The sequence below is a fragment of the Leeuwenhoekiella nanhaiensis genome (genome assembly GCF_002744755.1).
GTDB lineage: Bacteria > Bacteroidota > Bacteroidia > Flavobacteriales > Flavobacteriaceae > Leeuwenhoekiella > Leeuwenhoekiella nanhaiensis.
Window position 1 is genome coordinate 288,615 of record NZ_KZ319289.1, and the last position, 21,588, is coordinate 310,202.

14 protein-coding genes are annotated in these 21,588 nt (G+C 45.3%); 9 read left to right on the forward strand and 5 right to left on the reverse strand.

Annotation, left to right across the window (positions count from 1 at the left end; genetic code table 11):
- The first annotated feature begins 536 nt into the window (after window positions 1–536).
- The 4 genes from CJ305_RS07970 to CJ305_RS07985 all read left to right on the forward strand — a co-directional run bounded on the left by CJ305_RS07970 (window position 537) and on the right by CJ305_RS07985 (window position 8,358).
- The gene (locus CJ305_RS07970; protein ID WP_099645733.1) at window positions 537–3,563 is read left to right on the forward strand and encodes a SusC/RagA family TonB-linked outer membrane protein; all 3,027 of its coding nucleotides are present in this window, start codon (window positions 537–539) and stop codon (window positions 3,561–3,563) included.
- An 18-nt stretch (window positions 3,564–3,581) separates the two neighbouring features.
- Window positions 3,582–5,390 (forward strand): RagB/SusD family nutrient uptake outer membrane protein, encoded by a 1,809-nt coding sequence (locus tag CJ305_RS07975; RefSeq protein ID WP_099645734.1) that lies wholly within the window; start codon window positions 3,582–3,584, stop codon window positions 5,388–5,390.
- A gap of 78 nt (window positions 5,391–5,468) precedes the next feature.
- Window positions 5,469–6,590 carry an alkaline phosphatase gene (locus tag CJ305_RS07980; RefSeq protein WP_099645735.1) on the forward strand — a complete coding sequence of 374 codons (1,122 nt, stop codon included), beginning with the start codon at window positions 5,469–5,471 and terminating at the stop codon, window positions 6,588–6,590.
- Entirely contained in the window at window positions 6,577–8,358 is a 1,782-nt protein-coding gene (locus CJ305_RS07985; RefSeq protein WP_099645736.1) for an alkaline phosphatase, read from the forward strand. Before CJ305_RS07980 ends, CJ305_RS07985 begins: the two co-directional genes overlap by 14 nt.
- A 56-nt stretch (window positions 8,359–8,414) precedes the next feature.
- On the opposite strand, the gene CJ305_RS07990 is transcribed toward CJ305_RS07985, so the two are convergent.
- From CJ305_RS07990 to CJ305_RS08005, 4 genes are read right to left on the reverse strand one after another with little or no spacing between them, the layout of a single operon-like run.
- On the reverse strand, window positions 8,415–10,784 hold the full coding sequence (locus CJ305_RS07990; protein WP_099645737.1) for a DUF2309 domain-containing protein: 2,370 nt from the start codon (window positions 10,782–10,784) through the stop codon (window positions 8,415–8,417).
- A gap of 2 nt (window positions 10,785–10,786) precedes the next feature.
- Complete coding sequence (locus tag CJ305_RS07995; protein ID WP_099645738.1) at window positions 10,787–12,259, reverse strand: proton-conducting transporter transmembrane domain-containing protein; 1,473 nt, start codon at window positions 12,257–12,259, stop codon at window positions 10,787–10,789.
- A gap of 2 nt (window positions 12,260–12,261) precedes the next feature.
- Window positions 12,262–12,465, reverse strand: coding sequence for a hypothetical protein (locus CJ305_RS08000; protein WP_099645739.1), 204 nt, complete (start codon window positions 12,463–12,465; stop codon window positions 12,262–12,264).
- Between the two features lie 25 nt (window positions 12,466–12,490).
- On the reverse strand, window positions 12,491–12,796 hold the full coding sequence (locus CJ305_RS08005) for a hypothetical protein (protein ID WP_099645740.1): 306 nt from the start codon (window positions 12,794–12,796) through the stop codon (window positions 12,491–12,493).
- 102 nt (window positions 12,797–12,898) lie between these two features.
- Here CJ305_RS08005 and CJ305_RS08010 point away from each other — a divergent pair, with 102 nt between their 5' ends.
- Window positions 12,899–13,816, forward strand: a complete 918-nt coding sequence (locus CJ305_RS08010) for a LysR family transcriptional regulator (protein ID WP_099645741.1) — start codon at window positions 12,899–12,901, stop codon at window positions 13,814–13,816.
- On the opposite strand, the gene CJ305_RS08015 is transcribed toward CJ305_RS08010, so the two are convergent.
- On the reverse strand, window positions 13,813–15,291 hold the full coding sequence (locus CJ305_RS08015; RefSeq protein WP_099645742.1) for an SLC13 family permease: 1,479 nt from the start codon (window positions 15,289–15,291) through the stop codon (window positions 13,813–13,815). The two genes, CJ305_RS08010 and CJ305_RS08015, sit on opposite strands and share 4 nt — an antisense overlap.
- A 319-nt stretch (window positions 15,292–15,610) precedes the next feature.
- On the opposite strand from CJ305_RS08015, the gene CJ305_RS08020 reads away from it, so the two are divergent.
- The 4 genes from CJ305_RS08020 (at window position 15,611) to CJ305_RS08035 (ending at window position 21,582) form a co-directional block, all read left to right on the forward strand.
- Entirely contained in the window at window positions 15,611–17,584 is a 1,974-nt protein-coding gene (locus CJ305_RS08020; protein ID WP_099645743.1) for a fructose-1,6-bisphosphatase, read from the forward strand.
- Between the two features lie 282 nt (window positions 17,585–17,866).
- A complete protein-coding gene (locus CJ305_RS08025; protein WP_143469361.1) occupies window positions 17,867–19,828 on the forward strand; it encodes a toxin-antitoxin system YwqK family antitoxin in 1,962 nt (653 codons plus the stop codon).
- Between the two features lie 39 nt (window positions 19,829–19,867).
- A complete protein-coding gene (locus CJ305_RS08030; RefSeq protein WP_223248831.1) occupies window positions 19,868–20,677 on the forward strand; it encodes a DUF2490 domain-containing protein in 810 nt (269 codons plus the stop codon).
- 74 nt (window positions 20,678–20,751) lie between these two features.
- On the forward strand, window positions 20,752–21,582 hold the full coding sequence (locus CJ305_RS08035; RefSeq protein ID WP_099645746.1) for an MORN repeat-containing protein: 831 nt from the start codon (window positions 20,752–20,754) through the stop codon (window positions 21,580–21,582).
- The last annotated feature ends 6 nt before the right edge of the window (window positions 21,583–21,588 follow it).

The following is a 21,588-nucleotide window of genomic DNA, read 5'->3' on the forward strand; positions in this document are numbered from 1 at the left end:
TCAATACAGGTTATCTATTACTTTGAAAATGTGACACACTTCGTTGGTTCTTCAGGCCAAACTCTTAAAATTATTTCCTACGAAATCGATTTCTTATAGATTGAAATTCAGTCTTTTGCGATTTATTTAAACTTAAAACATACACGTATTTGACTTCGCTTTTTTAAGAAATTGTTACCAAAAGCCATTGGCCTGTCTCAAACAAGTTTTGTTAACATCAAATTTAAAATGCGTAAACAGACTTCAAAGTCTTTCTTCCGGGCTTTTAAACACTTGAATTTAAATAGTATGTATGTCCTACATATCAGAATTAAATGCTGTCATTCCTTCATCATAAAAGGTTTTAGCAGCCTTATAAGTTTAACGCAGCGGTAACCTTCACGTAAATTCCTTCTGAAAGGATTGTGATTATTTAGCGGTCTGAAAGACGTGGTTTAATCAAAAAATAAGTAATACAAATCCACAAAAAAAAAGCGCAGCTGCTACCAACAACTGCGCACTCAATTATTAAGCATTGTCCAATCAATAACTTAAACATGAATTTTAAAATTAAGACTATTCGGTCTAAAAGTATGGGTGTTTTCGCTTCATGTATACTTTTATCCCCTACAATCGAAGCGAAATCCACATTTAGTGCCGCGCTGACCAACGACTTCCGAGTTGTTGCGTTTACTCAACAATCTATCTCCGGTACGGTGACAGACAACAATGGCGTACTGCTGCCCGGCGCTACCGTAAAAGTACAGGGCACGACGCGTGGGGTGACCACAGATTTTGACGGAAATTTTACCATTGATGCCGAAGCAGACGAGGTTTTGGAAATTTCTTATGTAGGTTTTCAAACCCAGACGCTAACGGTGGGAGCACAAACCCAATACAACATTCAGTTAGCAGCAGACACCTCAGAACTTGATGAGGTGGTGATCATTGGTTACGGGACTCAAAAACGATCTGACCTTACCGGTGCGGTAAGTTCGGTGACTTCAGAAGAGTTTAACCAGGGTGTGGTTTCTAACCCCGGTAACCTGTTACAGGGTAAAGTGGCTGGTCTTAATGTGACTAACGCCAGTGGTGAGCCCGGTGCCGGTCAGGATATTGTGATCAGAGGGGTGGGAACCCTGCGTTCCGGTACTTCGCCGCTTTATGTGATAGACGGTTTTGTACTGGATAACTCTTCAAACGGAGTGCCTACAAACCCGCTCAACTTCATCAACTCTCAGGATATCGAATCGATAAACGTGCTTAAAGATGCTTCGGCTTCTGCAATTTACGGTTCGCGTGCTGCAAACGGGGTGGTGGTCATCACCACTAAGAAAGGTAAGGAAGGCCGTACCCAGATGAATTTTTCGGCCAGTACGGCAATCGCTACTTTAGCCAATAAAATCGATGTGTTTTCGGCAGACGAGTTTAGACGCGTGGTACAGGAAATTGACGGCAGTCTTAACGATAACGGGGCAGATACTGACTGGCAGGATGAGCTTACCCGCACCGCGATCACTAACGACATCAACTTCTCGATGAGCGGCGGTACCGCAAAAACTTCGTATTTCACCTCTTTAGGGGTAAACGATCAGGAAGGTATTTTAAACAACAGCGGCTTAAAGCGTTATTCTGCACGGGCCAATGTTTCTCAAAAAGGCCTTAACGACCGTCTTAAGGTAGACATCAATCTAAGCGCTACCCGTACCGAGTATGACCGTCCCAACATAGGCAACGCGGTAAGCAATATGCTCAGCCTGAATCCAACCACACCGGCCTATACAGACGGAGAGCCTACGGTTTTTGGTACGGGATTGAATCCGCTTACTTTTGAGCGCATCTATGGAGATTTCGCCACAAATAACCGGATGATAGCAAACATTTCACCTTCCCTTGAGATCCTTGAAGGGCTTACCTACAAACTCAATCTGGGTGTTGATTACTCCAAGACTGATCGCGATGTACAGTACATTCCGTATGCCGAAGATCCTGATTTCCGTTTGGGGTCGGTCAATTCGACCTTTACCGTAAACGAAAACCAACTGGTTGAAAACACCTTAAATTACACTAAGGAGTTTGGAGATCACGGCCTGAGTCTTCTTGCCGGTCATTCCTATCAAAAATTCTTTATCCACGCCAAGGGGTATTATATTGAAGATTTCCCGGATAACGGCATTGAGCCCCGCTATCAGTTGGGCGGGGGTAAAGGCGAGCAAAGCCAGTATTCTAACGCGACCAAAAACGAACTGCAATCCTTCTTCGGAAGAATCAACTACGATTTTGCAGACAAGTATTTAATTACTGCCACCCTGCGTTCAGACGGTTCTACCAAGTTTGGAGACAACAACCGTTATGCGACTTTCCCTTCTGTGGCTTTGGGATGGAATATCTTCAAAGAAGAGTTTATGGCAGACAGCGGTTTCAACAACCTGAAGCTTCGTGCCAGCTGGGGTAAATCGGGTAATCAGGAAATCCCGTCGAAACAAACCCGTTTGAGTTATGGTGAAAGTTTTGCAGATGATGATATCTATCCGCTTAACGATGGCGTGGTCAACCGCGACGACTACAATTACGGTCTTGTTTTTGCCCGTACCGCAAACCCCGATCTGCGCTGGGAAGAAACCGCACAGACCAATATCGGTTTAGACTTCGGCTTTCTAGACTATGCCCTTACGGGATCGGTAGATTATTTCGCTAAAGAAACTACCGATGTATTGCTGTATTTCTCTACTCAGGATCCTGTTGACGAAGTAGGCTTCAAGTGGCAAAACATCCCCGGGATGAAAATCAAAAACAGCGGTATCGAAGTGGCTTTAGATTACCAGAGTGACCGCAGCCGGGACTTTTCGTTCAATATTGGCGGAAATTTCTCCTACATCAAAAACAAGATCGAAGATTCGCCTTTTACCATCGTGACTACCGGTACTGCAAGCGGTTCGGGGCAAACGGGGGCTACCATTAACGGGTACATCAACGGCGAGCCTATTGGTAATTTCTATATGCGCGAGTTTCTGGGTATTGACGAAGATGGCTTCAATATTTTTAGAGATGTTAATGGTGACGGCCAGATTGATGACAGCGACCGCGTCTCTGCCGGAAGCTCTATCCCGGACCTGATCTATGCGTTTTACTTCAAATTCAACTACAAAAATTTTGATTTGGCACTCAACTTCAACGGGGTGAGCGGGAATGAAGTGTACAACCATACCCGTATGAACCTGTTCAATAAAACCCAAATTTCAAATTCGCTGAACACGACAGATCAGGCTATAGAATTCCCTAACGAAGACCCGAATAATTCAAACACCGTGTCTACCCGCTATCTGGAAGACGGCAGTTTCTTAAGACTGAACAACGCCACCCTGGCTTACAATCTGCAACCGGAAGCTTTAGGACTCGAAAACTGGTTTCAAAACCTGCGCCTTTCGGTCACCGGGCAAAATCTGTTTGTGCTTACAGACTACACCGGCTTTGACCCCGAGATCAACACCGGTTCGTCTTCTGATGCCAAGTCTTTTGGTATTGATTACTTCACCTATCCCAGAGCACGCACGGTTGTGTTTGGGCTAAATGTTTCCTTCTAATTTTAAAACTGAATAGTTATGAATTTCCATATAAAAACCCTTTTTGTTGGTCTTAGCGCGCTACTGTTGTGGAATTGCACCGACCTTGAAGAAGAAATCATTGACGAATCCCTGACCGGAACAGACGGCCTTACCGAGCCCATCACCGGTTCGCTTTCTGCCGCTTACGGAATATTACCCAGCACGTTTAGACACACGCGGTATTTTGGGCTGCAGGAAATCGCTTCAGATGAGGCGATATTACCACCCCGCACCGGTCTGGGCGGTACCCAGTGGGCAGATAACGATACCTATACCACCACACACCGCCACCTTATTTCGGCAGGAAATGATCTGGTAAGCGGCTCATGGAGCTATCTTACCACGGCATTGTTCAGAACCGTTGCAGCTATAGACGTGTTGAAACCATTGGCTGAAGCCGGTGATGCCGAGGCTGTTCAGGCATTGGCCGAAATGCGTGCGCTGCGTGCGTATGAGAATATGCTGTTTTTAGACAGCTGGGGACTTGCTTTTAAGAAAGAAGCGACTTCCGAAACTTCTGTAGTGTTGCGCGGTGCGGAAGCCGTTGACTATATAGAAGCTGAATTTTTAGCATCGCTTGAAAACATCAATACCGATAAAGCTCCGGGCCGAATGTCTCAGGCCGCGGTACACGGTTTTCTGGCAAAATTATACCTGAACGCCGCAGTATACCGCGATCCCTACGGCACACCTAATTTTACCGATGCTGATATGGACAAGGTGATTACGCATACTGATGAGGTGATCAACTCGGGCAGCTTTGCCTTGTCTCCGGAATATTTTGACCTGTTTAATGACGACAATCACAATAATGCCGAACTTATTTTTGCATTAGACCTGCGCGGGGTTTTGAACAACGATCACAACCGCTGGGCCTATTGGTCTATGTCGGGATCCTTATTCCCAAGACCGGGCGATAAATACCTGAGTATGGACGGTACTGACGGTCCTGCCGCCACCCCCGATTTCTACCAGACCTGGGTAGATGCTTACGGTTCGGTTGACCCTGCAGATGCTGATGCCCGTTTTTACCAAAAGAATGCGCAGGTACCCGCAGCGCTTGAAGATATTTCGGGTCTTACGCCGTATTTCAGAGATACGCTGGGCCTTAAAACCGATAAGGATCATTATTTTCTGGCAGGTGCCGATTTTGAAATCGACCGTGGAATCATTCGGGGTACCATGTGGGCGCCGCGTAAAGAAAAGTTCAGATCGGGCGATTTTATGACCGGTACAGACGGTTCGGGAGAGACCAAATACCGTATTTATCCATTGGCTGAAGCGCGTGAGAACGGTTCAGATCTTGAAGATATCGTGTATTATGTTGACCATACGCTAGACATCAGCATTCAGAATACGAATAGCTACGCCGGGGGTTACCGCTTCGCGAAATGGCAGTTTTCAAAGACTTCGCCTGACGGAAACAACTTTAGTGATGTTGACCTCATTTTATTACGTCTGGCAGATGTGTATTTGATGCGTGCCGAAGCCAAACTGCGCAAAGGCGACAACGGCGGTGCTCTGGCCGATGTGAATTTTGTGCGTGCTTCGCGTACGGCAAGACCTGATCAGACACCGAAACCCTGGACGTCGATCACGCTTGAAACGCTTTTTAGAGAACGCGGTTTTGAGTTTTACTGGGAAATGTCACGACGTACAGACCAGATTCGTTTTGGTAAATACGAAGACACCTGGACTTCAAAAACCGATGCCGATGTAAAACACCGCCTGTTCCCAATTCCACAGACTGCGATTGACGGAGCTTCAAACACGCCCGGCTATCTGGAACAGAATGAAGGTTATTAACTAAATAATATGTAGTACATTTAGTTTTGAAGACGGCAGGGAGTAATCCTTGCCGTTTCAAATTTTAAAAAATACCGAATGATGAATTCTATTAAAAAAAGTATGGCTGTGCTAAGCGCAGTTTTGGTAAATGCGTGTGCAGTAACGGTTAGTGCTCAGGAAAAACAAACCGAAGAACCCCTGAGTGTAATTTTAATGATTGGCGACGGGATGGGAATTCCACAGGTGTCGAGCGCCTTTTATTTTGGTGAGGAGACTCCTAATTTTGAGCGTTTTGAAGAAATAGGCCTGCACAAATCCTATTCTACCAGTCATATGATTACCGACTCGGCAGCCGGCGCGACGGCCTTTTCCACAGGGCAAAAAACTTACAAACGCGCGATCGGGGTTTCAAAAGACACGATTCCGCAGGAAACTATTTTAGAAAAACTGAAGAACGAAGGCTATCAAACCGGACTCATCTCCCTGACTTCGATTACGCACGCCACCCCGGCATCTTTTTACGCACACGTAAAAGACCGGGATTTACACGAGGAAATCGCAGAGCAGCTCGCAACAGCAGATGTAGATTTTTTAGCGGGTGGAGGCCGCAAATTCTTCAGTCAGCGCACCGATGGTAAAAAGCTGTTCAATACCTTACTGGAGCGCGACTACAATCTGGATACCCTTAAACTGAGCAATTCAAAAGTTGGAATGCGCAACGCCTTTATCATTGAAGACGAAGGGCTTCCGTCTAAATTAGAGGGACGTGGCGATTTCTTAAAAGAGGCCAGTCTTGAGGCGCTGGAGTATTTTGGCAAAGCCGAAAAGCCTTTTTTCCTGATGATCGAAGGTTCATACATCGACTGGGGCGGACACGATAGGAACCCCGAAATGATGATCAGCGAGGTGGCCGATTTTGATAAGACTCTGGGTGCGGTGCTCGATTATGTGGAAAGCCATCCCAATACACTGCTTGTGGTCACTGCCGATCACGAGACCGGCGGAGCCAGCATTGGCAAGTACTATGAGCTGGATGCGGAAACCGGAAAGAAAACCGAGATACCCGAAAAAGTAGCTGTGTATTTTATCACCGATCAGCACAGTGGCGAACTCATTCCTGTTTTTGCGAAAGGAAAGGGAGCCGAAAACTTTAAAGGCATCTATCAAAACTCCGCGATTTACCATAAAATTTTAAAGGCGATTCATGAAAACAAGTAAGGCTTTCAAATGCGTTTTACTGCTTGCCGTTTTGGTATGGAGTAACGCAATTTTAGCTCAGCAAGCTGAAACGTATCAGGTGCACGCGCACAACGATTATGCACAGGAGTTTCCGTTTTGGGGAGCTTATGTGGGTGGCGCGGCAAGCATCGAAGCAGATGTATTCTTAAAGGAAAACAGGCTTTACGTTACGCACAGCGAGGCCGAAATTCTTCCGGAAAACACGCTGGAACATTTGTATTTACAGCCTTTAGCCGAACTGGCCCGTACCGGTGATCTGCGAAAGCTTCAGTTGCTTATCGATATCAAGTCGGAAGCAAAACCTACGCTGAAGGCTTTGGCACAAATCCTTGAAAATTACCCGGCGCTCACGCAGTCTGATAAGTTGGAGTTGGTGATTTCGGGAAATCGACCACAATCGGAAGATTACGGGAAGCACCCTGATTTTATTCAGTTTGATCACCAAAATACAGATGATTTAAAAAGCATCGACCTGAGTAAAGTCGCACTCGTGAGCGTAAATTTCAAAAACTACTCGGTGTGGAATGGTCTGGGGCGTATGGTCGCTGCAGATTTACAACGGGTAGAAGCCGTTATCAATACCGCGCACGCTAACGGAAAACCGGTTCGCTTCTGGGCAAGTCCCGATACCAAAACAGCCTGGGCTACTTTGGCTAACCTGGGAGTAGATTACATCAATACCGACACCCCGGCCCGGGCTACAGATTTTTTGAATCAGTTAAAGCCCAATACCTATACCAATACTGAGCAGATTGATGTTTACAAACCTGCTTTTGATTTTGATTACAATGCCCGTCCCCAAAACGTGATTTTACTAATAGGGGATGGCAATGGGCTGACGCAGATTACTTCGGCACAAATCGCAAATGGAGGAGAGTTGAGCTTAACCCAATTGACTGATATCGGGTTTTCAAAAACGGCCTCAGCAGATGATTTGGTAACCGATTCTGCTGCAGGAGGTACCGCGATGGCGACCGGTCATAAAACGCATAACCGCGCGATAGGCGTCGACTCATATGATCAACCCCTGCAAAACATCACCGAAATACTCTCACTTCAGGGCTTTAATACGGGCCTGATGAGTACAGATGCGATTGACGGCGCGACACCGGCATCTTTTTATGCGCATCGTGCGGAGCGGGATGACTCAGAGGGTATTTTAGCCGATTTGAAAGGGAGCAGACTCAACTTTTTTATCGCAGGCGGCAAGTCAAAAGCCGATCGTATTTCGTCGGCATTCACAATTAAAAGTCTCGACTCGTTTACTGATTTGACTGAAAAAACCGCCGTTTTTCTGGGCGAAAGTAAAGTACTCTCGGTAGCTGCCGGGCGTGGGAAGTTGTTTCCGAACAGTTTGACCCGGGCACTCTCGGTACTCAATGCTGCTGAAAAACCCTTTTTCCTGATGGCCGAAGCTGCTCAAATAGACAGCAACGGGCATACCAATAACGCCGCCGGCATTATTCAGGAAATGCTTGATTTTGATGTTGCCATTGCAAGGGCATTACAATTTGCAGACACTCATAAAAATACGCTGGTGGTGATTACGGCAGATCACGAGACTTCAGGTTTTGGGATTATGGGGGGAGACCTCGATCAAAAAACCGTGCGGGGCGATTTCCTTTCAACAGATCACAGTGGTGTTATGGTCCCGGTTTTTGCCTATGGTCCGGGCGCCCAACTCTTCCGCGGGGTATATGAGAATACTGAAATTTTTCAGCGTATTCTAAAAGCGCTTGAGCTCTAGTATAAAAGCAAATGAGCTTCCGCAAGGAAGCTCATTTTTTCTTTTGGGAATTCGGTTTAAGCCATTACAGCTTCTTCAGATTTTGATTTGCTTACTGCAAGATCCGTTTCAGCAGATTTCCAGTTTATTCCTTTGGCATAGCGGAATACTTCATCTTTTTGCTGCGGATCCATCACCAACAGGTGAATCCATTTGTTGTCAAGCAGACTCTTCAACTGCGGGTTATCGATAAGAATCTGCGAAACCCGAGCTACCGGCGCCTGTATCATCACCGAAAGACGAAGCGGCAGGTGGTAGAGCTCGTCATCTGAGCTAAATAGCGACTGCAGGGGTAAACCTACTTTCAGGTCGCCGCCGTTGCCCTGAACCACACCAAATTTACCGGTAATGTTGTGCGTGATTTTTGAACCGCCACCATACTGCTCGTTGTCTACCGCAGAGAAGTAGTAGTGGTTGTTGATCCATTGGGTTACGGTCATTGGACCTTTCATAATCGCCTCAAGCGCTTTGCCTTCGGTGTCTGTTTGCCAGTCATAGGAGTGCAGGAAGCACTGCCCATCCAGATCCATATTTTGAGTAAGGGCTCGCGGACCTACAACAAAACCTGCATTTTTAGACAAGCCCCATTCTGGGCGGGTTTCACTCCAGTTATGGGCTTTTTTAAGCGCCTTAACCTGAGCGTTTCCGGTAGTTTGAAAGCTTTCGGCATTTGCGGTTTGCTGTGCTTTTTTCAAGCTTGCTTTAAGCGGCGTCAGGCGTGCCTGTACGTCTGTACTCAAGCTGCTGTCAAACAATTCAATCGCGTTTGTGGTGGTATTGTGTTCTGCACCAATAAATACGGTGTCTTGTGGGATAGCGATGCCGTGCTGTTCTTTTAACTGCTGCTTTACTTCGGGCAGGTTGGCCAGTAACGCCAGCATCCGCGCGTTGTGTCTTCCCGGGCTTGCCGCGCAAGCACCACAATCCAAACTCGAACTAAACGGATTGTTTGCCGAGTGGCTTCCGTGGCCCGCAAAAACAACCACAGGTGCAAAAGTTTTCCAACCCATAAGGTCAAAGGCATTTTTTACAATCGTTGTCTTTTCGGCAAGACTGATGTTTAGAATAGCCTCATCTCCGTGAACATTTTTGTGAATATGCGGCTCGCAACAGGACTCCATCTCGCTTGCGTTGCGTTCCTTTCTTTTATACAGGCTGGCCGGAAACAGGGTGCGCCCCAGTAAGGCGATTCCGTAGAAAACCCCTGATCCTTCCACAAAACCAAAGGCAGAAGGCAGCATATTTTTCATTCGCTTAAAGGCGTACTCCTTGAAGTTTTTCAGGCGGTTTTTACGCTCGTATTTTTTGTAGGCTGAAGCCTGTTCTTCACGCGGTTTTTCGGTAACCGTATAAGCCGACTCCACAATAGGAGGGCAGGCTTTACGGGTGATGCCGTCGCGGGTGCTTTCATAATCCATCGCGATGCCAAAGAAACCGGCGTAACCAAAAGTCTCATAGTTACCCTGAGCTTCGATGTTGCGGCGTATGGCTTCTGAGCGGGTATCTATACAGAATACGAGTTGGGCATCAGGTCGAGCGTTTGCTTCCTTTCGCTTTGCGGAACTACCGCTCTGCTTTAAGTTGCTCACCAGATTTTTTTGCCAGCTCTGTTCCCAGGCTTTAAGCCACAGGTATTGTAATTGCTGCGCGGTATCTTCAGCTGCCTGTTCTTCTTTTTCCAATAAAAACGGAAGGTTGAGCTGGTCGCAGGTCCAGAGGCGTACCGCCAGATACTCTTCCAGATTTATGGGGAATTCCTGTTGCCAGTCGGTCGCGGCGGCAGCGCGCTGCTTGATGTAGCCCGTCCATCCCGGTAATGCAGCCAAATGGCGTGTGAAAATCTCTTCCTGCTCTGCCGGGCTGTATTCCTGCAACAGATTTTCAAGGGTTTCTCCCGGAGTTTTAGGAATGTCTTTGAGACTTACTCTTCCTATTTCGGTATCGTAAATGGCAAGATACCTCCAGGCGGTATAAAAACCTTCGGTTTTAAAAGGCATCGTCCATTCGGCCAGACCTTCATCAAGAAAGGCGGCAAGCCATTTAACCATCACCCGGTCCAGCTCCTGATAGGTGTTTTCGCTAAGCTGTGGTTTTTGGTTTTCCAGAAGCTTCAGATAGTCTTCCGGAGACTGGTTAAAGCCTTCTTTTTTAAGAGCAGCTTTTAAAAGTTTCGCATCAATGGCACCGTTTTCCCAGGCCTTACGAAAGGCTTTGGCATTGGGCAAAGCGCGTGCCGAGCGGTATTCTCCTGCCAGACGGCCAGCTTCCTTAAAGCTTTTGTCCTCATAACCCGTAAGCGGGTTTGAAGCCACAAAGGTGTAAAGCGGCCAGGTATTACCCACTGCGTGGGATGCCTTAGTAATTTGTTGAGCCAGTTGTTGATTCATAATTATTTAGATTTAGAAAGGAGAACCGTTTTTTTATGGGGCTGCGTCAGGTTAAGCAGCTTGACGTATAGCCAAGGCAATCTGTGGTACAGTCCCAATTTCATCGCAAAAAAGCCAATCAGGAAGATGATTCCAAAAATGATCTGTGGCCAGGAAAGGGGGAGTGCCTGCTCAGGTTTCGGTAAATCACGCATCAGGAAGGTAATGCCGTTGTAGATGAGTGCGTAGGCGCCAATTCCCAGGAAGAACAACACCGGTGGCAAAACGGTTTTTTGCAGGGTGCTCAGGCTTTGTTCTTTTACAATGTTATAGGTAGCCTGTCCCACGGTGATGGCGACAATGAGGGTTAAAAATACGCTGCTGTTGAGGTTAAGGCCTTTGCCGGTAAGGATGGCAAAGAGCATAGCTCCCAGAACTCCGTAAATCGAAACCACGATAGCCTGCAAAGGTTTTATGTGCAGATGTGGCGCTTTTTCGGGTTTGGTTTGTGCGATTTCCTCTCCCGAAGACAAAAACAGGTAGGCCTTGTAAAAACCGTGCAGGATGAGGTGGGCAATAGCCGCGTTAAAAAATCCGAGACCACACTGCATAATCATAAAGCCCATTTGAGCGATGGTAGAGCAGGCCAGTTTTTGTTTGACGTGCACCTGAAGCAGTTTGGCAAACTGCGCGATGATCGCGGTAAGGCCACCTATGATAAAGAGCAGGGTTAAGGTGTTTGAAGCGAAAAGTACCGTCGCGAAAAGCGTAAGTAAGATACCCGAACCGTTTACAAAACCCGCGTGCATCAGAGCCGAAGCCGGGGTAGGTGCAGTCATTGCACTCATCAGCCAGCGGTGAAAGGGATAAATCGCAGACTGTACCAAAGCAGCGAGTATAATGAGCAGTGCGGCCGGCAGGGTGACATACTTTGGCGTAGCAGCCACGGCGGTTGATAGTCCGCTTAGGGTGTGTTGCCCGGTATACAGGGCCAGGCCAATCACAGCAACTCCCAAAAACAGGCTCCCGGTCAGAAAATAACTCAGGGTAAAACGCGAGGCTTCCCGCGCTTCTGCCCAGTCTTTGTCAATACCTATTAAGCGAGACATTAAAACACCCATAAGCAACCAGCTAATCACTAAAAGCGCCAGATGATTGGCTACTACCAGAAGCATCACGGTCGCTGTAAAGACAAACGTGAGTGCCATAAAGCGGCTGTGGTATCTAAAGCCTTTGAGGTAGTTAGCAGCGTAGGTGCTCACTACGGCTCCAAAGAAAGTAACCGTGGTCCAGATCAAAAGGCTAAAGTGATTAAAGGTAATCCAGTCGCCGGCCTGAAGGTACAGTCGGGTATTGGCCAGGGCCACCAGACCGGTGAGGTTGGCAGCAAAAAGTAACCACAATAACAGGCTAACCGCACGTGCCGCAGTGTTAGTACTACCGGCTTCAGAAGCTGAATTTAATTTAAGGGAATACGTGGTTTGTTGCGTGTTCATACTTAACAATTGAGTGATTTTTGGGAGGTTTCCTTGTTTGAGGAGTCTGTATGTTGAAATTTGATGACTAAAACCATCAGGATGATACCTGCTCCCAAGGTCAGTTTTTCAGAGATAACCGGGTTCTTGATCAGCTTATCTGCAAAGGCGGCGCTCAGCAGGAGCAGCATGATAAAACCGGCTTGTAAAAGGTGTAGAATCTTCATTAAAGTTGTTTTAGGACTAAAAAAATTACAGCGTGGTGATTTTTATACTTCCATCAATTTTAAGGCGGGTTTTATCCCGTGCGTATTGTTTAAATAGTTTTTGTGCTTTGGCTTTTTCAGCTTCCAGAGCTTCGATTCGGGCATTGATTTTCTCACTGTCCATCGTATGATCTTTTTCCCAGATCTGTAATTTTCTGATTTTGTGGAAATTGATCTTTTCGTCAAGCAAATTAAGAATCACAGTAGAGGCCTCGGCAGCGGTAAATTCTCCGTCAATAAGCTGAAGCGTCTCTGTTTTAGGGGATGTAGCGGTGTTCTGTTCGTTTTTCATACTTGAGATTTAAGCGTTTTAGTTTGAGTTCGGGTGCAAAGTTTAAACATTTGATGCATTAATTTTTATTTATATTTGTTATCAGACACATTAAAATATTTTATGAATTACACTTTGCATCAGCTTCAGATATTCCAAAAGATTGCAGAATTGAAGAGTATTACGAAGGCTTCAGAGGAGCTGCACCTCACGCAACCTGCTGTTTCTATTCAACTTAAAAACTTTCAGGACAAGTTTCCCATACCCCTTACCGAAGTGGTAGGCAGGCAACTTTACATCACGGATTTTGGGATGGAGATCGCACGCACCGTTACGAAAATTTTAACAGAAGTAGAGGCGATTAATTACAAAACGCGGGCATTTCAGGGCGAAATTTCGGGCAGATTGACCATCTCGGTGGCGTCAACCGGTAAATATGTGTTGCCGTATTTTCTTTCCGGATTTATGCGGAAAAACCCCGGAGTCGATCTGGTGATGGATGTGACCAATAAGTCTCTGGTGGTTGAAAGTCTGGAGCGCAACGCGGTAGATTTTGCATTGGTATCGGTACTTCCCGATAAGCTGAAGATCAACACGATCTCGCTGATGCAAAACAGCCTGCATTATGTCGCGAGCAGTGATTTTGACATTGCCGACGGGGAATCGGGAGAAGTGCTCTTTGAGAAAATGCCGCTCATTTACCGGGAGCCGGGATCGGCCACGCGTAATGCCATGGAAAATTTTATTGCCCAGCGTAAATTCAGCATTACTAAAAAAATGGAATTAACCTCAAATGAAGCGGTCAAACAGGCTGTAATTGCCGGATTGGGCTGCTCTATTATGCCCATTATAGGTCTGCGCAACGAACTTAAAAGCCAGAAACTGAAAATTGTTCCGGTGACGGGTTTACCCATCAATACCTTTTGGAATCTGGTGTGGCTGCAAGCCAAAAACCTTTCGCCTGTGGCTAAAGCTTTTGTAGAATACCTTGAAGCCGAAAAGGAGGCTGTTATTGCAAAGCATTTTGATTATCTCAGCTAAGGTTTCTCCAGCAAAAATTTCTGACTGAATCCGAAAGGATCAAAATCCCACAGGAGCGGAAGGGCGAAATACACCATAGCCGTAAGCAAGATGATCGAGATGAGGTTCATCCAAATCCCGGTTTTGACCATATCCGGGATGCGTAAATACCCGGAGCCAAAGACCACCGCGTTCGGAGGCGTTGCCACCGGCAGCATAAACGCGCAGGAAGCTGCAACCGTAGTCGCAACCAGCAGCATATAGGGATTCAAATCCAGTTTTAAGGCAATAGGTGCCAAAATGGGGAGCAGCATAGCTGTTGTAGCCAGATTGGAGGTGAGTTCGGTGATAAAATTCACGCTAAAGATCACAATCAAGATAAGCAGCAATAGGGGTAAGGTGTCGAGCAAGGTGATTTTTACACCGAACCATTCCGCAAGACCGGTTACCTCAAATCCCGATGCCAAAGCCATCCCGCCACCGAAGAGCAAAATAATGCCCCAGGGCATTTTTACGGCTTCCTTCCAGTGAATGATGCGCTTTCCTTTTTGGCTTGTGCCTAAGGTAAATAAGGTGATTCCGGCAATCATTGCGATGATGGTGTCATCTATACCCGGCAGTATTTTTTCCAGTAAAAATGAACGCGAAATCCAGCAAAGTGCGGTAATCACAAAAACGGAGAGTACAATTTTCTCCTCCCGTTTCATCGGTCCCAGTTCTACCAGGAGTTTTTGGATTTCGCTTTTTCCACCCGGAAATTCCTTTTGCTCAAACTTAAACGCGATGTTGACCAGGTAATACCAGGAAACCAAAAGCAGGATAATTGAAATGGGTAAACCAAAAGTAAGCCACTGTAAAAAGGAGATTTCAATATTGTAAACTTCCTGAATGTAGCCGGCAAAAACCAGGTTAGGCGGGGTACCAATGAGCGTTGCAATTCCCCCGATTGAGGCGCTGTATGCAATGCTGAGCATAAGAGCTTCCCCAAAAAGTTTATTCTCATCCTGCCTGGTCGCGGGATTGTCTTTTAGTTGAGAAACAATAGACATCCCAATGGGTAACATCATAACCGAAGTAGCCGTGTTTGAAATCCACATCGACAAAAAGGCCGTTGCTACCATAAAGCCCAGAATGATGTTTTTGACGTTAGTACCTATAAGCTTTATGATATGCAGGGCTATGCGCTTGTGTAAATTCCATTTTTCGATTGCAATGGCGAGAATAAAACCGCCCATATACAGAAAGATGTATTTATGCCCGTAAGACGCCGTTGTGGTTGATAAATCGAGTGCTCCCGTAAGCGGAAAGAGCACGATGGGTAACAACGCGGTTACTGCAATAGGCACGGCTTCGGTGACCCACCATAAGGCAATCCAGATGGTTGCGCTAAGCACATCATAGGCCGGCTCAGGCATTCCTTCGGGAGCACCTAAAAGCTGAAGAATTACAAACAGCAGCGGACCTGCAATCAGGAAAATACGCTTATCGACTTTCACGAATTTTTTATTTATAAATGGATAACACGAAGATCTAACTAAATTTTATCATCGGAAGTTACAGATTATCATCCATATTTTAAGGTCAGTAGCATTTAGCAAATTTTGTGTTCTGAATACTATTAATACCGAAAGTAATCTCCTTTGCGCTTTCAACATCGCTCTGCAATTCAATTTTACCGTTTTACAAGCTCAAGATCTGCTTGCTGAGACTTAGGCCTATGTCCTCCTTCAAAATAGAACCAGCTTAAATCTCTTTACAGACTGAATTCCCAATCAAAAAAAGTATCTTGGAGTTGTTGGTTTTTCAGATCTAGCTATGCAAAACGATATTAAATATTTAAAACTGCTTTCTGAGCAGTACCCCAATACAGCAGCAGCGGCAAAAGAGATTGTCTTGCTGGAGGCCCTGCTTTCGCTGCCCAAAAGTCCCGAATTGTTTATAAGCGACATACACGGGGAACACGAGTCTTTTCGGCATATGCTTAAGAATGCATCCGGTCGTATTCGCCACGAACTTTTGACGCTTTTTAAGGACGAACTCACCGAAGATTCCCTGCGTAGCCTGGCTACCTTGATTTATTATCCGCAGGAAAAACTGGATATTTTGAAATCGAAAAATTCGGATCTCGAAGAATTTTACACAGTCGCGGTAAAGCGCCTGTTGAAAGTCGCGCATCGGTTTACCGCAATTTATACCATACGCAAACTCGATCTGTTGTTGCCGGTAAATTATAAATTAGTAATTCGTGAACTGCTTGACGGGGAATCTGCCCCGGAACAGAAATTTGCTTACCGTCAAAATTTGTTGCGCTCCATCATCGCGATTGGTGAGGGTGATCAATTGATCATAGCCCTTGCAGAATTCATACAGCGGCTGGCTATTGCCAAAATACACGTGATCGGAGATATTTATGACCGCGGTCCCGGTGCAGAACAGGTTATGGACAGTCTGATCGCATACCATTCGGTAGACATACAATGGGGCAATCACGACATTGTGTGGATGGGTGCCGCATCAGGTTCCCGCGCCTGTATGGCTAATGTGATTCGACTTTCGCTACGATATGGCAACACCCAAACCCTGGAGAATGGGTATGGCATCAATTTGTTGCCTTTGGCGTCGTTTGCACTTGAGCATTACCGCGATGATAGCAGCCTGGCGTTTAATCCTAAAGTTGCTCCGGAGGAACTGCTCAACGAAAGTGAGGGCTGGCTCAACCGCATCATGCATAAGGCGATCAGTATTATTCAGTTTAAGCTGGAAGAGCAGCTGATAAGCAGAAGGCCGGAATTGCGGATGGAGCATCGCAAAATGCTGGAATGTATAGATTTTTCAAAGAGTGAACTCACAGTTGAAGGTGAAACCTATGCGATGAAAGATGATTTCTTCCCTACCATCGATCCGGAAAATCCTACCGGGCTTTCTAAAGGGGAGCAGGAGCTGATGCAGCAACTTGCCGAATCGTTTGAACAGAGTGTACGTCTTCAGGAACATGTACAGTTCTTATATGAAAAGGGAAGTATGTACCACATCGCAAATGATTGCCTGCTGTTTCACGGGTGTATTCCTATAGACAAAGACGGCAATCTGGCTGCAATAGAACTTTTGGGTAAAAAAAGAACTGGCAGGGAGTACATGGATTTTTTAGATAAACTTGCGCGCGAGGCCTATTCCGGGGTTTCAGGCACACGCGAAAATGAACTGGCAAAAGATATGATGTGGTATCTATGGGCAGGTCCGGACTCACCTTTATTCGGAAAAGATAAAATGGCCACTTTTGAACGGTATTTTGTAACCGATGAAAAACTGCATAAAGAAACCAAGAGTCCGTATTACCAGTACAGGGATTTGCCCGAAACAGCCGATAAAATCCTTAAGAATTTTGGTCTTGATCCTGCAAACAGCCTGATTATAAACGGTCATGTGCCTGTGGCTGTCAAAAAAGGGGAGAGTCCGGTTAAAGCTGAAGGTAAGCTACTGGTGATCGACGGGGGGTTTGCAAAAGCCTATCAGGAACAAACAGGTATCGCGGGTTATACGCTCATTTTTGATCACATCGGGAAAAAAATCATCGCCCATCTTCCTTTTGAATCTACGGAAAAGGCAATTACTGAGGAGCTGGATATTTTGGAGGCCGAAACCATCTATTCGTATGAAGACAAGCCCTTAAAAGTGGAAGATATCCGGGACGGCAACAAGATAAAGGAACAGATAGCAGATCTCAAAGACTTATTAAATTCGTACCGCCTTGGCTTGCTTACCGAACGTTTTCCACGAACGAGCAACTAGTGCATTTTGCAGTTCTGGGTTTGAGTGAAATTAGCGGTTTTGACCCTAAAACCGCAGCGTAAACTCTGTCCCGTTTTCAGCGCCATCCTGCGACTTAATATTCGGTTTATGCTAATTTATTGCAGCGTTCAGGGACAGTTCAGGGCACTTAGGAATTGAAATTAACTGTCTTCATATCCTCATATTTTACTCAATCGATTTCTCTTAAAAAAAGGTGAATAGGACCCTGGATTCAGACTTAACAGGTCTTAAAACCATACTTTTGCCGAAAAGAAACTGATTTTGGAGAAAATACTAACAAAATTAGGAATGTTCCGTTTGTCCCTTTCCATTTCAAAAGCACCTGGATTTAGGCTTTTCTGCTGCCTGGTATTCTTCTGCAATCTGGGTTTTGCACAGCAGATTTACAATGGGGATTACGAGATTTTAGGTGTTGCGGGTGAGGCCACTTACACCTATAGGCTTAAAGAGGGCGATACCTTAAAAAATGGCCCTTTTTTATTTCAGCACAGCTCTCAGAATAATCTGGACCCCGTAGCGATTAAAGGCAGCTTCAAAAATGATATTCCTGTAGGTCTTTGGCACTATTCAAGTGGTAATTACGTGCCACAAAAGGAAAAGGAGTTTGTTGATTTTTCTTTTGTAACCAGGCTTGACGGAATAAAAAAAGCCGTTGAAGGGAGTTACTACGAAGGTTTGCCAGACAGTACCTGGACAATCACACGAGACAGCATCGGAGATTCTAAAGTGTCTTCCAATCAGTTTAAGAGTGAAATCACTTATAAAGAAGGAATACCTCAGTTATCTTTTACCATTGAAACAACCGAAAACCTGCTCATAGGCAGGCTTTTGCGCAATGCCTCTGCCCACGACACGTGGACGCTTTTTACTAAAGATGGCATTAATGAGATTGAAAACTGGGTTTTTGATAATGGGGTACTCAGAGAAGTAAGAATACGAGTCAATGATAGTGTAGAGAAAGTACTGTCATTTAATCAAGACAAGCAGGAAGATGCAGAGCTTATTTATCTGGATGAAAACTACCTGACCATAATGGAGTTTGGCCTGCAAAAGCAGGATACTACACACGTATTTGATCACGGTTTAAGCAGTTTACTTAAAGAGAATGCCACTTATCAACATCAGGTAGAGACTATGATGTCTGACCTTGGTTCACCGGTCAAATTGGCTGTGATGAAGGTAAAGGTACCCCGGTACGACCTCTCAAAAGAAGAAGAAAAGAATCTGACTGCGATAACTGAACACTATGAAAAGTCCCGGTCTCTAGCCGGTATTGTACTTACAGATACCCAACTTATTTTAAAAAAACTTACAGATCAAAAAGTCGCTTTGCTGTATAACGCAGTTGAAAATATAGAGCAGACTTATCTCAAAAAGCTTGAAAAACTAAACGGATATCGCAAGGATGAGGTAATCCGTTTTATAAAGCGTGACGCTTTAATAGAAGGGCTATGGCCATCAGGATTGCCTCCCCGTGAGGTTGTAGGTAAGGATACCTCTGGATTGCAGGTTGCTTACCCTGTAAAGACTGGTCTCACCTATTCAAGATCAACAAATAAGCTGCAGGATGTAGAAGATATGGCTCATTTTGTAGAATCGGTTCTCACTGAAATACAGGATGATTTGGGACTTTCTTTAAAGAATTTGAAGCCTCAAAAACAGGTTGATACTAAAGAGGAAGCATTAGTTCAGCAAGCAGGCCAACTCAAAATACGCATTGATTCTCTTGCGCCGTCACAGCCTGATGATCTTAGAAAGGCTTTATTGGCGTTGAAAGGGCGTGCAGATCAGCAATTGCAGCAGTATGCCCTGATTGATCAGGATAGTCTTGAAACTAAAAACAGAAGGGCCGGTGAGCTCAAAATCTGTTTTGCTGAACAACAGGAGTTGGTAGATCTTTTAATACAAATACCCGACGAGCAAGAAGAGCTTAAAGAGGCATATACAGAGGAAGTATACGTGATATTTACGGCCACAATAATGGATGAACAGGTTAAAAAACACATCATAAACGCTTACGAGAAACAGGTACTGCCTTACTTATTGAAACAGGTGCAGGAAGGTTTGTCCTGTGAAGAGATTCAGGACTGGATGACCACCTATAGAAATATTCAGGACCGCCTGCTCCAACTGCGTAACGAAGATACCCGTCGCCTGGAGCGGAAGTTAAAACGAGAAGACAACCCTCAGGAAGTTCTTAAACTTTTGGGCGTTGCCTTATAAAGACCAGCTATGCCATCACATAAGATAATTTCACTTTTCTTGTTAGCACTCACGCTGGCCTTTGTTAATCCGGCAAGGGGTCAGGATAAGCCTGATATAGACTCTGAAACCGAAACCAGAGCATCTAAGTATAAGGATGTCAAGAGGAAATTCTGGTTTAATACGTACGGAAATATACGCATCTCCAAACGCTTATTCTGGATCGCGCAAACGCATCTTAGATTTGAGGAAACAGCCGGTACTCCCTATGTGGGTCAAATTGGCCAGATTTACAACCGGCACGCCATAGGGTACATTTACGATAAAAAAACCAATTTCGCCCTGGGCGGCGTGTTGCGACTTAATTTTAATACAGACCCTGACAGCGACGGCCCTGATTTACTGCCGGAATACCGAATATGGCATCAATACCAGTTTGCAATGCCGCTGTACAATGCGATGGCCTATCACAGGATTCGCATTGAACACCGTTGGTCAAAAAGTTTTGGGGAAGAGGATGAATATATTTTCAGGAATCGGTATCGCTATATGTTCAGGCTCAAAGTGCCTTTAAATAAACCCGGTCTGCAGCCTGGCGCACTGTACATAGCTCCGGAATCAGAAGTGATCTTACAAAGCGGAAAGCAGGTTGTTGACAGTCCATTAGAAGATGTACGTTTAAACGCAACTTTAGGTTACATTATAAATCCCCGACTCACTGTAGCAGGCGGGTTTATGTACAGTTTTGGCCAGACTCTCGATGACGGTTCGGTTTATAATCAAAATTATACCTTTAGGATTCACCTGTATTTCTCACCAGATCTACGCAAGGTTAAGAACAAACTGCCTTCTGTACATTTTAGAGATTAGAATACTGAAGTTAATGAGCTGAAAAAGAGCGGTGACCTAAACCGGTCTGTTTTACCAAAAAGTTTAGTGAACTTATGAAAAAGATTTTGCCCTATATCCTCACAGGTCTCGTCACGGCCATAGCCGTGTATCTTTTTATAGAAAATCAACAGCTGAAAAGTAATGCAGAAACAGAAGGCGATGCAGATACATCAGGTTTTTCTGTTGAGCAGCGCAACGAGATTGCCCGTGCAGATTCGTTGCTTCTGGCGGGATCGTATGAAGAAGCACAAAGCGCCTACGACAACTTACCCGAAAACGTGGGGCTTGAAAAGGAGTTGAGACGCAAGATTTCCACAAAAATCCGCAATCTGGATAATCAATTGCGCTATGCAACTAGTAAGAGACCGGGCAATACTAAGGCAGATACTGCAAATCTGAATACTACAGATTTTGATTTACAGCAAATGGATTCTTTGAGTTTTGCCCTGACTAAAGCCCAACTGGAACTCAAGAATATCAGAATGCAGATGCAACAAAAAGTCTTTGGTGAATACCTGACTTTTAAGAGCAAAAAAGGAAACAGACTGCATTATGTAGGCGAGGTAAAAAACAAAAAAGCTAACGGATTGGGAATTGCCATTCTAGACACCGGTAGCCGCTATGAAGGGGAATGGCGCGATGGAATGCGACACGGTAAAGGCACGTTTTACTGGATAGATGGGGAGCATTATGAGGGGAATTACGTAAACGATATGCGTAGCGGTACAGGTACCTATTATTGGCCTAACGGCGAAAAATTTACAGGTGAATGGAAGGATGACCTGCGCAACGGAGCGGGCGTTTTTTATGGTAAAGATGGTGAAGTAATCGCCAGCGGTATCTGGAAAGATGATAAACTGGTAGAACAGAATAAAGACAAATAGATTTTT

Bases quoted from the DNA above. Each gene is read 5' to 3' on its own strand.
- CJ305_RS07970 (WP_099645733.1), top strand. From the start codon at position 537: ATGAATTTTAAAATTAAGACTATTCGGTCTAAAAGTATGGGTGTTTTC.
- CJ305_RS07975 (WP_099645734.1), top strand. From the start codon at position 3,582: ATGAATTTCCATATAAAAACCCTTTTTGTTGGTCTTAGCGCGCTACTG.
- CJ305_RS07980 (WP_099645735.1), top strand. From the start codon at position 5,469: ATGATGAATTCTATTAAAAAAAGTATGGCTGTGCTAAGCGCAGTTTTG.
- CJ305_RS07985 (WP_099645736.1), top strand. From the start codon at position 6,577: ATGAAAACAAGTAAGGCTTTCAAATGCGTTTTACTGCTTGCCGTTTTG.
- CJ305_RS07990 (WP_099645737.1), bottom strand. From the start codon at position 10,784: ATGAATCAACAACTGGCTCAACAAATTACTAAGGCATCCCACGCAGTG.
- CJ305_RS07995 (WP_099645738.1), bottom strand. From the start codon at position 12,259: ATGAACACGCAACAAACCACGTATTCCCTTAAATTAAATTCAGCTTCT.
- CJ305_RS08000 (WP_099645739.1), bottom strand. From the start codon at position 12,465: ATGAAGATTCTACACCTTTTACAAGCCGGTTTTATCATGCTGCTCCTG.
- CJ305_RS08005 (WP_099645740.1), bottom strand. From the start codon at position 12,796: ATGAAAAACGAACAGAACACCGCTACATCCCCTAAAACAGAGACGCTT.
- CJ305_RS08010 (WP_099645741.1), top strand. From the start codon at position 12,899: ATGAATTACACTTTGCATCAGCTTCAGATATTCCAAAAGATTGCAGAA.
- CJ305_RS08020 (WP_099645743.1), top strand. From the start codon at position 15,611: ATGCAAAACGATATTAAATATTTAAAACTGCTTTCTGAGCAGTACCCC.
- CJ305_RS08035 (WP_099645746.1), top strand. From the start codon at position 20,752: ATGAAAAAGATTTTGCCCTATATCCTCACAGGTCTCGTCACGGCCATA.